The organism is Adhaeribacter sp. (assembly GCF_057359045.1).
In genome coordinates this window covers 15321-29567 of record NZ_JBMQUD010000141.1, presented here as the reverse complement: position 1 = coordinate 29567, position 14247 = coordinate 15321, and the positions used below count along the sequence as shown (strand labels likewise).

Here is a 14247-nt window from a genome sequence, read left to right as displayed (position 1 = left end):
CATTATGCCCCGGCAGCGCCTTTTACGTTTGCGGTACAAAACAATACTTTGCAGGCTTTCCAGGACGAAGATTTTACTTTACGTGTAAAGCTGGAGGGCAAAACCATACCCAACGATGTAACCATACTTTACAATGGCCGCGAACAAAAACTTACCCGCGATAAAAACGGATTGTATAGCTTTACTTTCCAGAAATTACAGCGACCCCTCGATTTTCAGTTAAGCGGCGGTGGCTTTTTTTCTGATGAGTACCGGCTAAATGTGTTGGCGCGGCCTAACCTTACTAATTTTTCGGTCGAGGTTACCTATCCGGCTTATTTGCGCAAAAGTTCTGAGACCATTCATAACACCGGTAACCTGAGTGTACCCGAAGGCAGCCGCCTGCAGTGGAATTTTAAAGCTACCGCCACCGAGCAACTTTCGTTAGAATTTAGCCAGCCGCAGCAAACCCTGGCCGCGGTAGGCGAGGAAGGTGTGTTCCGGGTAAACAAACTGGTAACCAATACCCAGGAATACGCCATTAGCCTACGCAACAAATACAGCCGCAACAAAGAGCAGATGAATTTTCTCATCAGCAGCATACCCGATCGGCACCCCGATATTACCGTCGAGAATTTTAGGGATACCGCTACCTTTAACTACCTGGTACTGGGCGGCAGTATTTCCGACGATTATGGCTTAACCCGCCTTAACCTGCATTACCGCGTAACCAACGAATCGAACAAGAAAAACGCAGCTTACCGGGCCGTTGCTTTAAACTTCGACCGTAACCAGCTTAGCCAAACGTACTACCACCAGTGGGCCCTGGATAATTTACAGTTGCAGCCCGGCGACCGCCTGGAATATTTTGTGCAGGTTTGGGACAACGATGGCGTACACGGTTCTAAAAGTGCCCGCACCCGCTTGTTCGATTTTAAAATACCAACCCGCGCCGATTTACAAAAAGAGGCCGCTTCTAACGCCAAATCTATCCAGAGCCAGTTAAGCAAATCGGTAGAAAGATCGCAGAAGCTAAAACAAGAGCTGGAAAAAGCCGACGAAAAGCTGAAGACCAAACGCGAACTGAACTGGCAAGACAAAAAGCAACTCGAAGATATGCTGCAAAAGAAAAAACAACTGGAGCAGGATATTGAGGCCATGAAAGACCTGTACCAGCAGTTAAATAAACAGCAGGAACGGTTCGACCAGAAAAGTCCGCAGCTAATGGAAAAAGCCAAACAACTGCAGCAACTCATGAACGACCTGCTGGATGAGGAAACGAAAAAACTTTACCAGGAACTCGAAAAATTATTGCAACAGCAGCAACCCAACGAGCAGGAATTACAGCGCCTGCTCGAAAAAATGAACAACAAAGAAAACAACCTGGAAAAAGAACTGGCGCGCACCTTAGAATTATTTAAGCAGCTGCAGTTCGAAGCCAAATTAGAAAGCACAACCAAAGAGCTCGAAAAGCTGGCCAAAGAACAGGAAAAACTAGCCGAAAAAACCGAGAACAAGAAAGCAGATAATAAAAAAGCCGAAGATAAGAAAGCAGCCGACCAGAAAGCCGAAGACAAAAAGGCTGAAGAAAATAAAAAAGCGGAAGAAAATAAAGGCGAACAAACCAAAGGCGAGGAAAACAAAAAAGAAGACGCTCCCAACCAAAATAAAGAACTTTCCAAAGCCGAAGAAAAAAAGGCCAACGCTGAGCAACTAAAACAAGAGCAGCAACAAATTAAAGAACAGTTCGAAGATATTAAGAAGGATATGGAAGAACTGAAAAATTTGGATAAGCAGCTCGAAGAACAACACCAGATGGACCAAACCGAGGAGCAGGAAAAACAAATAGACAAAGAACTGCAGGAAAGCCAGGAATCGCTGGAGAAACAACAAAATAAAAAAGCCAGCCAATCGCAGAAAAATGCCGCCCAGCAAATGCAAAAAATGGCGCAGCAAATGCAGCAGAAAATGAGCAGCCAGGAAATGGAGCAGGCGCAGCAAAACCTTGATGGCTTACGCGACATCCTGGAAAACCTGATTAAATTATCTTTTGATCAGGAAGAACTCATGAAATCGTTTAGAGGCGTTAGCCAAAGTGACCCCCGTTATGTAACTTTGGGTCAGCAGCAGCTTAAATTAAAAGACGATGCCAAAATGATTGAAGACAGTTTAACCTCGCTGGCTAAAAAAGTATTCCAAATTCAGAGTTTTGTTACGCGCGAGGTAGGTGCCATGAACGATAATATTGCGCAGAGCCTTACCCAGATAAAAGAACGTAATATTGGCAAAACCACCGGTTACCAGCAGCTTACCATGACTTCTATTAATAACCTGGCTTTAATGCTGAACGATGCCTTAAAAGAAATGCAGCAGCAAATGGCGATGGCTATGGCACAACCAGGCAAAGGTAAAGGCAAAAAAAGTGGCAAGCCGCAGCCCGGCGACATGGGCAAGATGCAGGATGCGCTGAACCAAAAAATACAAGATTTACAAAAAGGCGGCAAATCGGGGCAGGCGCTCTCAGAAGAATTAGCTAAATTAGCCGCTGAACAGCAAATGCTGCGCAATGCCTTGCGCGAACTGGAAAAACAACAGCAAGGGCAAGGTAAAAAAGACGGTCAGCAGGGCGGTAACGGAAACTTAGATAATTTAAGTAAAATGATGGAACAAACCGAAACCGATCTCGTTAATAAACGACTTACCGAGCAAACCATAATGCGGCAGCGGGAAATACTTACCCGCTTGCTCGAAGCCGAGAAATCGGCACGGGAAAGGGACTTAGACGATAAACGAGAAGCCCAAACGGCATCCGAAAAAACACGTACTATGCCGCCATCTTTTGAAAAATATTTACAAACAAAACAAAAGCAAACCGAGCTTTTAAAAACTGTTTCGCCGGCACTGTCGCCGTACTATAAACAAGAAGTAAATGAATATTTTCAAAAAATGGGTAAATAAAACCGAGCTTAGCGATACAATATAAAACTATGAATCAACTTAAAATTCAGATTCCTTCATTAATTGAAAACATTAGAGTTGTAGAAAGCTTTATAGACAACTCCAAAGAAAAGTTTAACATTGAAGATGATATTTACGGCAATATAATGGTAGCCGTAACCGAATCTGTAAATAATGCCATTCGCCACGGAAATAAATTCGACAAAGACAAAAATGTGCTTTTATCTTTGTACGTAGAAGACGATAAATTACGGTTTGAAGTAGAAGACGAAGGCCGGGGTTTCGACTACAATGCCCTGACGGACCCTACTTCGCCGGAAAACCTGGAGAACCCGGGCGGGCGGGGTATTTTCCTGATGCGCAATCTGAGCGATGAAGTAGCGTTTTCGAACGACGGCCGTAAAGTAGAACTTACTTTCTTTATCAATCATAATGCCTGATGAGCTAATAGAATTTGTTTCGGAAGAAATTGATTTTACCCTTCCGGACAAAGACCAGGTAGCCGCCTGGTTAACTGCTATTATCCATGACCACCATTATACGATAGAGAATTTAACTTATGTCTTTTGCTCCGATGATTACTTGCACGAGATAAACCTCGAGTACCTGGATCACGACACCTATACTGATATTATCACTTTTGATAACGCCGATGATCCGGCGGTTATTGAAAGTGATATTTTTATTAGCATCGATCGGGTTAAAGAAAATGCTGCCCATTTAAATATCTCCTTCCAAGACGAACTCCACCGGGTAATGGCGCATGGGGTACTCCATCTTTTGGGCTACGACGATAAAGAAACAGAACTAAAAGCCCAGATGCGGCAGGCCGAAGATAATTGTTTATCTTTGCGGAAATTTTAGTTTAACGGAATTTAATTCCCTTCCGTTTTTGTTTCAACCGAAACACTCTTTGTAACATGTTTACAGAATACGATATTATTGTAGTAGGAGCCGGGCACGCCGGCTGCGAAGCGGCAGCGGCAGCCGCCAAAATGGGTTCTAAGGTTATGTTAATAACCATGAACATGAACACCATTGCCCAGATGTCATGTAACCCGGCTATGGGTGGTGTAGCCAAAGGCCAGATTGTTCGGGAAATTGATGCACTGGGTGGTATGAGCGGTATTATTACCGATAAAACCATGATCCAATTCCGAATGCTTAATTTATCGAAAGGCCCGGCCATGTGGGGCCCGCGGGCCCAAAGCGACCGCATGCGCTTTGCCGAGGAATGGCGTTTAAGCTTGGAGCAAACCGAAAATATCGATTTCTGGCAAGACATGGTGGATAACTTGTTAGTTTCACGTGGAAAAGTAGTAGGTGTAAGAACCGGAATGGGTTTAGAAATTAAATCTAAGGCGGTTATCCTTACCAATGGTACTTTCCTGAACGGCATTATCCACATCGGCGAAAAACAACTAGGCGGTGGCCGTGCCGCCGAAAGAGCGGCTACTGGTATAACCGAGCGTTTAAGGGAATTAGGTTTCCAGAGTGGCCGCATGAAAACCGGTACCCCGCCCCGGGTTGATGGCCGATCGTTGGATTATAGCCGGATGGAAGAACAAAAAGGCGATGAAAATCCGTCTAAATTCTCCTATACTGATACCGAACCGCTAAAGCACCAGAAAAGCTGTTACATAACCTATACCAGCACCGAGGTACACGAAATATTAAAAACTGGTTTCGAAAAATCGCCTATGTTTCAAGGGCGTATCCAAGGTTTAGGTCCGCGGTATTGCCCCTCTATTGAAGATAAAATTAACCGGTTTGCCGATAAAGACCGGCACCAGATATTTGTAGAGCCTGAAGGCTGGAACACCGTAGAAATTTACGTTAATGGTTTTTCCAGCTCGCTGCCCGAAGATGTGCAGTTTCAGGCCTTGCGCAAAATAGCCGGTTTCGAAAAAGTAAAAATGTTCCGGCCGGGTTACGCCATTGAATACGACTTTTTCCCGCCTACCCAGTTAAACTTAACTTTAGAAACCAAGCTGGTAGAAAACTTATATTTCGCCGGCCAGATTAACGGTACTACTGGTTACGAAGAAGCAGCTTGCCAGGGCTTAATGGCCGGTATAAACGCGCACCAGAAAGTAAACGAAAAAGATCCTTTTGTTCTTAAAAGATCCGAAGCTTACATTGGCGTATTAATCGATGATTTGGTGAACAAAGGTACTGAAGAGCCTTACCGCATGTTTACGTCTAGGGCCGAACACCGTATTTTATTGCGCCAGGATAATGCTGATATTCGCCTGACCCAATTAGGTTACAATTTAGGTTTAGCCGATAAAAGCCGCCTGGAACGGGTAGAAAAGAAAATATCTGAAACCAAAGAAGTAGTAGCTTACTTGAGTAACAAAGCTGTTGAACCTGCTGAAATTAATGAAACGTTGCTTACTTTAGGCTCGGCTCCGGTAATAGAAAAAGCCAAAGCAGCTAATTTGCTTAAACGTCCTAATATTGAGGTAGAACATTTAACCCAAGCCGTACCGGTTATTGATCATTACTTAAGCAAATATTTGCCCGACAGCATAGAGCAAGCTTCTATTGCTATAAAATACGAGCACTATATTCAGAAAGAGAACCAAATGGCGGCTAAAATGGAAGAACTGGAAAATTATGTAATTAAGGAACGCCTCGATTACAAAAATATGCCGGCTTTATCGAAAGAAGCCCGGGAGAAACTGTTAAAGATCAATCCCGAAACCATAGGTCAGGCTTCCCGCATCAGTGGTGTATCGCCAGCTGATATTTCAATATTAATGGTTTACCTCGGCAAATAAATAATGCAATACGAACGCCTGGAGCAATGCCCGATTTGCAACAAAGAAGAATTTAAAAATTTTCTGGTGGTGGCTGATAATGCTATCTCCAAAGAAAGTTTTGTAATTGTACAATGCGAAAACTGCTCTTTTAAATTTACCAATCCACGCCCCGATGAAGCTAGTATTGGCCGCTATTACGAGTCGGAAGAATATATTTCGCACAGCAACACCAGCAACGGCTTAATGAATAAAGCTTACCGGGTGGTGCGTTCAATAACCCTGCGCCAGAAAGTAAGTTTAATTAACCGGTTTGTACCACAAAAAGGGCGGCTTTTAGATTATGGCTGCGGCACCGGTCATTTTTTAGCGGCCTGTAAACAAAATGGCTGGCAAGTAGCCGGCTACGAGCCCAGCGATGTTGCTCGTCAGAACGCCCAGGAAGTTACTGGCTTGCCTATAGAAGCAACCGATATTTCTCGTTTTGGACCAGAAGCATTTGATATGATCACACTCTGGCACGTGCTGGAGCATATTCATACGCTTAACGAAACCATGAAAAAAATATTAACCTTGCTAAAACCGCAGGGTTATATTTTAATTGCCGTACCCAATGCCGATTCGCTGGATGCGCAGAAATACCAGGAAAACTGGGCTGCTTACGATGTGCCGCGGCACTTATACCATTTTAACCAAAGTACCATGAAACGCTTTTTAAAAAAGCACAAAATGGAATTGGTTGAAACGCTGCCCATGAAGTTTGATGCGTATTACGTAAGCCTGCTCAGCGAAAAATATAAGAACGGCGGCAGCCCCAATTATGTAAGTTCTTTTTTAAGCGGTTTTAAATCTAATAACCACGCCGGCAAAACCACCAACGATTATTCCAGCCTGATATACATAGCCAAACGCAAGTAAATCCTATTCTCCGTAGGATTTACTTGTTTATAACCGTTTTTGGTTTATATTTTTAATATTTCCGGTACATCATCGTTTACCTTAAGTCTAACCTTGTTTTAATACTCTGAAAATGCGTACGCTCCTGTGGGTAACCAGTTTGCTTTATATAACCTTTTACTTTTACTCTTGCGCCAGCGTGGGCAACCCCGACGGCGGACCCAAAGACCAAAAAGCTCCCATCTTAACTGAAAGCTTGCCAGCCAACAAAGCCTTGAATGTAAAAGGTAACACCATTGAGCTCCATTTCGATGAAGAAATCCGGTTAAAAGATTTTAATCGCCAGTTATTAATTACGCCCAGCACCGAAAATACTTTTAAATCTACTGTATCTAAAAATACCTTAAAGCTGCAGTTCGAGAAACCTTTTGAAGCGAATACCACCTATTTTATTAATTTCCGGGAAGGGATAGAAGACATAACCGAAGGTAACAAACCGGTAAATTTAACTTTAACCTTTAGTACCGGCGCTTACTTAGACTCGGGGCAGGTGCAGGGTACCGTACGTAATTTATACACCAACGAGCTGGAAAAGAAAATAAATGTAGTACTCTACGCGGCCGGCGATACCACCACCATCCGGAAACACAGACCTTATTATTTTGCCCAAACCGACGATAAAGGCAATTATCAAATTCAGAACGTAAAAGAAGGGGAGTACCGGCTGTATGCCCACCAGGACCGGAACAACAACATGATTTACGACAACGACAACGAACGAATTGCTTACCTGGGTAAAACCATAAAAGTTAATTCTACCACACCACCTGTCGATTTATTAACAGTCCGGATAGATACCAAAAAACCGCTCGTAGAATCATCAGCAAAATTTGTAGAAGAATACCAGCTAATTTACAACGAAGGTTTAACTGCCTTTAAAATAAACCCGCTCACCACTACTAACTCTCCGGCTCCTTTTGTTAGCTTACCCGATAAAAGAGGCAATAAAATAACTGTTTACCCTACCACCGCTAATGCCAGCGGCCGCTACCTGGTGAGCGCCACCGACAGCGCCGGCAACGCCCGTACCGATACCCTAAATATTACCTTTGAAGGTAAAAAAGCATCGCGCGGCGGCGAGGCATACACCTTAAAAACCCAAAACAGCCAATTATCTAAAGATACCCCGCTGGATCTAACCTTTAAATTACCTATTAAAATTACGCAACCCGAAGGTGCCCTTACCCTGGTAGAAGATTCGGTAAACCGGAAAGTTTTAAAATACCCGCAGGACTTTAAGCTAAATGCCAACGCAACGGTACTCAATATTACCGCTCCGCTAAATGCCAAAAAAACGCTGCAGATACTAATGGATACCACAAAAATAGTACCGGTATCCGGCGACCGCTTTCGCAAACAAAACACCCGGCTACAAATATCCAACAAAACCATTTATGGCGGCCTGATGGGTAACATAACCACCAACTATAAACGCTACTGGGTAGAAGTACTAAATAAAGCCGGCGAAATTGTGTACGTGCTGGATTCGCCTAAAAATATTAACCTCGAGAAACTGGACCCGGATACTTACCGAATCCGGATTAAAGTAGATGAAGATAATAATGGCCAGTGGCGCGATGGAAACGCTGATTTAACAACCGTACCAGAAAAAATATTCCATTATCCGGCTACTATAAATGTTAAAGTCGACTGGATTATTGAAATAAAAGAACCGGATCCAGTCATAAGTTTTTAGCCTATGGATAACCGGTGTGAATACCTGTGGATATCCGGGGACGTTGTGCATATTTAACCGCTTACTTTGGGCAAAACTGCTTGCCGGTGCTCTTAAAACCAGTGGTGGTGTATAAACCAGCCTCAGCTCAGGCAAATAAAAAGTATTATTCACATCTGCATAAATCCAGCGGTTTTACACGCCCTAATTTGTAGATATGTTTACAACCAAAATAAATAATTAATTATTAAGCAGATACCCAATAATCCCTTGTAGATAAGTTTGGACAAAGTGCTACCTTGTAAACAAGATAATAACGTTGCAGGGTTTGTAAACAGTTTTCAACTTGTAAACAGCGCTAATAACGGAGATAATTCTTTTTAAATTTTAAATAAAAATAGTTTTAATAAATAGGGTTGTTGAAAACCGCCGAAAAGAGAAAAAAACTTTTGCTGCCGCCTGATGCGTATAGGTAAATCAAAAAGTACCGGTATGCCTTTTGATTATACTTTAGATTTTAAAAAAATAAATTTTCGGGCTTCGCCCGATTTATACCGGGTAGGAAAAGGGGAGCAAGGCGTTTTGCTGGTAGAACCGTACAAGTCGGAAATATTGCCGTACTGGCGCTTTAAAACCCCGGAGATAGCACGCGAGTCATCGGACCGCATCTTCGGCTTATTTTTAGATTACCTCGCGCAAAACGATTTTATAGGGGCCGATATGGCTCGCAAGTTTTTACAAATGGGCTACACCCGGGCCCGGCGCTATGCCAATCACAAGTCGGGCCGGAAATACGCGGCAAACCCCCAACTAGCCGAAACAAAAGAAGCCGAAAAAGAACAGCGGCGCGTAAATTTATTACCGAACGAAGAAGACCCGGTAAAAGCGGCGGCCGCCGCAGTATTTAAAGCTGTTTGGGACAAAGCCAAAACAAACCCGCTTTATATACAAATGCGGCAGGCGCACGAACAAAAATATGGTAAATAAGAAGATATAAATTTAATCAATTACATAACGATGAAAGAAAACGAAATAGCACTCGGTACAGGAATGGGAAATATCCGTTTTGGATATACAATGGATCAGGTAAAAGATATAATGGGCGAGCCCGAAGAAATTGAGGAATCAGACGAAGACGATGAATTTGAACATAAAGCCTGGAACTACTGGCAGGAGGGATATTCTTTCTTTTTCGACCGAGAAGACGATTACCGGCTAAGCTGCATCCAAACTGAAAATCCGGAAGTAACTTTATTTGGAGAAAAAATATTTGATTTATCGGGCATCGAACTAAAAGCCTTACTAGCTAAAAATGGTTTAACCGATTGTGAAACCGAAAAACTGGATACCGGCGAAACCCGCCTGAGTTTTGAGCACCAAATGCTCGATTTGTATCTGGAAAACGACCGCTTGCTGGCAATAAATTTCGGGGTTTTTATTAACGACGATTTAGAAGTACAATGGCCAGCTGAACAATAATTTGGTTTGGCAATACAGGCATAAAGCAAAAGAGGCGACTAATTTTTTAGTCGCCTCTTTTTGTAATTTATTTTTTAAAGCTGGCCGCTTACATGAGCCAACGGAATAACAAAAACAACGTGCCGGATAAAAACATAGAAACCGGTAAGGTTAATATCCACGCTAAGGCAATATTACGCACGGTAGATGGGTTCAGGTTTTTAATACCCCGGTTGGCTACCATACTACCCGCAATACCCGAAGATAATATATGCGTGGTACTTACCGGTAACTTAAATACAAACGTCGAAAACCCAATAACGCTGGCCGCCATAAATTCGGCCGATGCCCCCTGGGCATACGTTAAATGTTCTTTCCCAATTTTTTCCCCGATAGTTTTTACTATTCGTTTCCAGCCCACCATGGTACCAATACCCAACGAAAGCGCCACCACCAATATAACCCAGGTGGGAGCATAATCGGTGTAGGTGCGCATTTCTTTAACATTACTGTCCAGGCGTTCGCGATCGGCCAGGCTTAAAGTTACATCTTTGCTCTTAAGTAAATTTTCCGTTTCGCTGGTTAGTAATAAAATATCCCGACGAACTTTAAATCGGCTTTTTTCGGGCAAAGCATGCATGGCATCTACCGATGAAAACAATTGGTGCATATCGGCAATATTGGCTTTCATCTCTACTACGTTGTGCGCATCTTTTAAAGACAAAACCGTTGTATCTACGCGGTTTACCACCTGTTCTACCTGCCCCAGGGCTTGTGTTATCCGGGCCGGATCTTTAGAAGTATCGAGGGCAAAATGAATGGGAACAATACCAATTAAAATAAGCATAATTAAGCCTACACCTTTCTGGCCGTCGTTAGAACCATGAAAAAAGCTTACCAGCGTACAGGTAATAATCAATAGTAGTCTAATCCAGAGTGGAGGGGGTTTACGCTTGTGTGGCTCTTTAAAAATTGATTTATTTTTAACAAACCGTTTTAGAATAAACATTAATATAACCGTAAGGGTAAAGCCCAATAGCGGCGATACAATCAACGACATACCGGTTTTGCCGGCTTCGCCCCAGTTTACCGCGGTACCAGTAGAGCCGGGCAGTGCCGAAAAAGCAATGCCTACGCCCAGAATAGAACCAATAAGCGTGTGCGAGCTGGAAGATGGCAAGCCGTAATACCAGGTACCTAAATTCCAGATAATAGCGCTAATGAGTAAAGCACCAATCATGGCTATGCCGTGGTAAACATTCTGGTCGATGAGGGCTTCAACGGGTAATAAATACACAATGGCCATGGCCACACCAATACCGCCGGCAAATACCCCGATAAAATTCCAGAAACCTGACCAGATAACAGCTACCCAAGGGCGTAGGGTATTGGTGTAAATAACGGTGGCAACCGCATTGGCCGTATCATGAAAGCCATTTACAAACTCAAATGCGCAAGCTGCCAGTAAACAAATAATGAGTAAAAAAAGGAGTTCGGGAGGTAGTCCAAACATAAAGGTTATAATTAGTCCAAATTATAGGTCAAAAGTAAGGCAAAATACCCGTGGCAATGTTAAGAAATTGTTAAATCAGAAAAAACTGCTGGTAAATTAACTAAATGTTAAGAAAATATTCCTTACACGTATAAAATGGTAATAAGTTAAAACAGAAGCGCCTAAAGGTAATAAATATATCTTTTGCTTTCGCCGGATTAACTCTAGTTATATATTTGCAGTTATGGCAAAAGAATCAGAAAAAAACACAGTAGAAAATACCCAGTTAAAAGATATTATTTCGCACGCCAAAGAATACGGCTTTGTATTCCCGAGCAGCGAAATTTACGATGGTTTACAGGCGGTTTACGACTACGGCCAAAATGGTGTAGAACTTAAAAACAACCTGAAAACGCTTTGGTGGAAATGCATGACCCAGCTTAACCACAACGTAGTGGGTATTGATGCCGCCATTTTTATGCACCCGCTCACCTGGAAAGCCTCGGGCCACATCGATTCGTTTAACGACCCGATGATCGATAACAAAGATTCGAAGAAGCGTTACCGGGCCGATGTGTTGGTAGAAGAGCGGGCCGCGCAGTACGAAAAAGAAGGAAACCCAGATAAAGGGCAGACCTTGGTAAAAGCTTTAGCCCGTTTGCTCGAAGCCGAAGATTTAAAAGGCGTTCAGGAATTAATCATTAACGAAGGCATAAAATGCCCGGTTTCCGGAACCAGCAACTGGACCGAAGTGCGCCAGTTTAACCTCATGTTCTCGACGCAGGTGGGGTCGGTGGCCGAAGATGCCAGCACCATTTATTTACGTCCCGAAACTGCCCAGGGCATTTTTGTTAATTTCCTGAACGTACAGAAAACCGGCCGCATGAAAGTGCCTTTTGGTATAGCCCAGATTGGTAAAGCTTTCCGGAACGAAATTGTAGCCCGTCAGTTTATTTTCCGGATGCGCGAATTTGAGCAAATGGAAATGCAATTTTTTGTGCGTCCCGGCACCGAAGGCGAGTGGTACCAACATTGGAAAGACATCCGGAAAAAATGGCACCAGGCTTTAGGCGTGCCCGCCGAAAAGCTGCGTTTCCACGACCACGATAAATTGGCCCATTATGCCAAAGCGGCCGTAGATATTGAATTCGAATTCCCGTTTGGTTTTAAAGAAGTAGAAGGTATTCACTCGCGCGGCGATTTTGATTTAGGCCAGCACCAGGAACTAAGCCGCAAGAAGCAACAATATTTCGATAACGACCTGAACGAAGAAGGTAAACCTTACGGTAATTACGTGCCTTATGTGATCGAAACGTCGGTTGGTGCCGACCGCTTGTTCCTGATGACTTTGTGCAATGCCTATACCGAAGAAGAAGTAACTGAGGGCGAAACTACCAAAACCCGTATTTTCCTGAAATTGCATCCGGCTCTGGCCCCGGTTAAAGCGGCTATTTTCCCGTTGGTACGCAAAGATGGCTTACCCGAAAAAGCGCAGCAAATTTTCGACGATTTGAAATTTGACTTTAATGTAATTACCGAAGAGCGCGATGCCATTGGTAAACGCTACACCCGCCAGGACTTAATTGGTACCCCGTACTGCATTGCCGTAGATTACCAAACCCTGGAAGACGATACCGTTACCATCCGGGACCGCGATACCCGCGAGCAGCAACGCGTACCCATTAGCCAACTGCGCCAGATTATTGGCGATGCTGTTAGTTTTAAACGGATATTTGAGAAACTATAATTATCAATTTAGAATAATTACCCGATGTATACAACCAAAAAAGCCGGCTAAACTTAGCCGGCTTTTTTGGTTATGTATTTAAAGTAAGTATCAGGACAAAATTAACTTATACTATTTTATTTGTATAAATGATTAAGGAACAATATTTTAGCAGATTATGACGTAAATCTGATTACTTACTTATTAAATATTGATTTCAATATAACCCAGCAGTATAGCCACTGCAGCGGCAATAACGGCTAACCCCAGAACTACGCCCAAAATATTACCAATTACCGGCAACGACAGCAAAATTATTAAAACCAAAAGTGCCGCCACCCCTACCAATATCAACTCCGTTTGCGATAAGTTGGTACTGGGCTTCTGCATATCCACAGTAACTTTATTATCGCTGTTTTGTACCCGTACTGAGTTTTTTAATTCCCGTGCTTCGGCACCTAATTGGTTCAGGCGATCTTTATTGGCCGATACACTCACGCGCCCCTCTTTGTTGCGGGCATTGGTAGAATCTTTTAAAATTTTTACGGTTTTCCGGACCAGTTGTCGTATTTCTTTTTTGGTATACGTCTTGGCTGGTGCCTTTTCAGCTGTTTCAGTAGCGGGTAAAGTGCTAACCGGCAAATCTGCTATTGATAGATCGTTGCTGGCGGTAAACACTGGCTCAGGTGCAGTTTGTGGTTTGGCTACTTTGGGCGTGGGTGGCCCAGGCTGAAAATAAAATACTTGTTTAGGACTGGAACAGGCACTAGCCAGAAATAAAGCCAAAATTAAAAACTGCAAATAAAGAGCGGGTCTAATATCTTTCATAGAAAAGTGTATTTAAGAAGAAATATTATCGCAAAAATAACTACAACAGTTTAAAAATAACGGTTTAGACTAAGCCAAATTGCAGTTATTTCCTTATTTAATTAAAAGTATACCAATTGCTCTAAAATAAGGACCAAGTTTAGAGTAAACTCCAGGCAAAAGCTTAGACCTATAAAGTATTAATTACTTAGTAGTAATAAATGCATATTCTTCAACAACTATTAAGTTCTATACAGCAATTCTCATTATTAAGCCGGGTAATTTAGGTCAGACCTTTATTTCAATTAAATATTCAGGTAATCAATTTACTTGTATTTATTACTTCTCAGTATTAAGATATTAAGGCTTTATAATAAAATACTTTGATGTTAATATCTATGCTAAAAACAATGTAATTTTACTCTTGTTTAAA

Annotated in this window: 11 protein-coding genes; 9 read left to right on the top strand and 2 right to left on the bottom strand. The window is 42.6% G+C overall.

All coding sequences use genetic code 11. The annotated features are described in order from the left end of the window. The 8 genes from ACO1R6_RS22045 to ACO1R6_RS22010 all read left to right on the top strand — a co-directional run. Positions 1-2937: DUF4175 family protein (locus ACO1R6_RS22045; protein ID WP_486267369.1), on the top strand; the 2937-nt coding region annotated here is incomplete at its 5' end. A gap of 29 nt (positions 2938-2966) precedes the next feature. Next, positions 2967-3377, top strand: coding sequence for an ATP-binding protein (locus ACO1R6_RS22040; protein ID WP_486267367.1), 411 nt, complete (start codon positions 2967-2969; stop codon positions 3375-3377). Next, positions 3370-3801 carry an rRNA maturation RNase YbeY gene (ybeY, locus tag ACO1R6_RS22035; RefSeq protein ID WP_486267365.1) on the top strand — a complete coding sequence of 144 codons (432 nt, stop codon included), beginning with the start codon at positions 3370-3372 and terminating at the stop codon, positions 3799-3801. Before ACO1R6_RS22040 ends, ybeY begins: the two co-directional genes overlap by 8 nt. 56 nt (positions 3802-3857) lie before the next feature. After that, positions 3858-5720, top strand: a complete 1863-nt coding sequence (mnmG, locus tag ACO1R6_RS22030; protein WP_486267363.1) for a tRNA uridine-5-carboxymethylaminomethyl(34) synthesis enzyme MnmG — start codon at positions 3858-3860, stop codon at positions 5718-5720. A 3-nt stretch (positions 5721-5723) separates the two neighbouring features. Next, entirely contained in the window at positions 5724-6617 is an 894-nt protein-coding gene (locus ACO1R6_RS22025; protein WP_486267361.1) for a class I SAM-dependent methyltransferase, read from the top strand. Positions 6618-6729: 112 nt separating this feature from the next. Next, on the top strand, positions 6730-8352 hold the full coding sequence (locus ACO1R6_RS22020) for an Ig-like domain-containing domain (protein ID WP_486267359.1): 1623 nt from the start codon (positions 6730-6732) through the stop codon (positions 8350-8352). 441 nt (positions 8353-8793) lie between these two features. Further along, entirely contained in the window at positions 8794-9318 is a 525-nt protein-coding gene (locus ACO1R6_RS22015) for a DUF4385 domain-containing protein (protein WP_486267357.1), read from the top strand. A 30-nt stretch (positions 9319-9348) separates the two neighbouring features. After that, entirely contained in the window at positions 9349-9810 is a 462-nt protein-coding gene (locus ACO1R6_RS22010) for a hypothetical protein (RefSeq protein WP_486267355.1), read from the top strand. Between the two features lie 88 nt (positions 9811-9898). On the opposite strand, the gene ACO1R6_RS22005 is transcribed toward ACO1R6_RS22010, so the two are convergent. Continuing rightward, positions 9899-11302: an inorganic phosphate transporter gene (locus ACO1R6_RS22005; RefSeq protein ID WP_486267353.1), complete on the bottom strand. Its 1404-nt coding sequence runs from the start codon at positions 11300-11302 to the stop codon at positions 9899-9901. A gap of 223 nt (positions 11303-11525) precedes the next feature. Between ACO1R6_RS22005 and ACO1R6_RS22000 the strand changes: the two genes are divergently transcribed. Continuing rightward, positions 11526-13028, top strand: coding sequence for a glycine--tRNA ligase (locus ACO1R6_RS22000; RefSeq protein ID WP_486267352.1), 1503 nt, complete (start codon positions 11526-11528; stop codon positions 13026-13028). Between the two features lie 183 nt (positions 13029-13211). On the opposite strand, the gene ACO1R6_RS21995 is transcribed toward ACO1R6_RS22000, so the two are convergent. Then, positions 13212-13835, bottom strand: coding sequence for a hypothetical protein (locus ACO1R6_RS21995; RefSeq protein ID WP_486267350.1), 624 nt, complete (start codon positions 13833-13835; stop codon positions 13212-13214). Between the last annotated feature and the right edge of the window lie 412 nt (positions 13836-14247).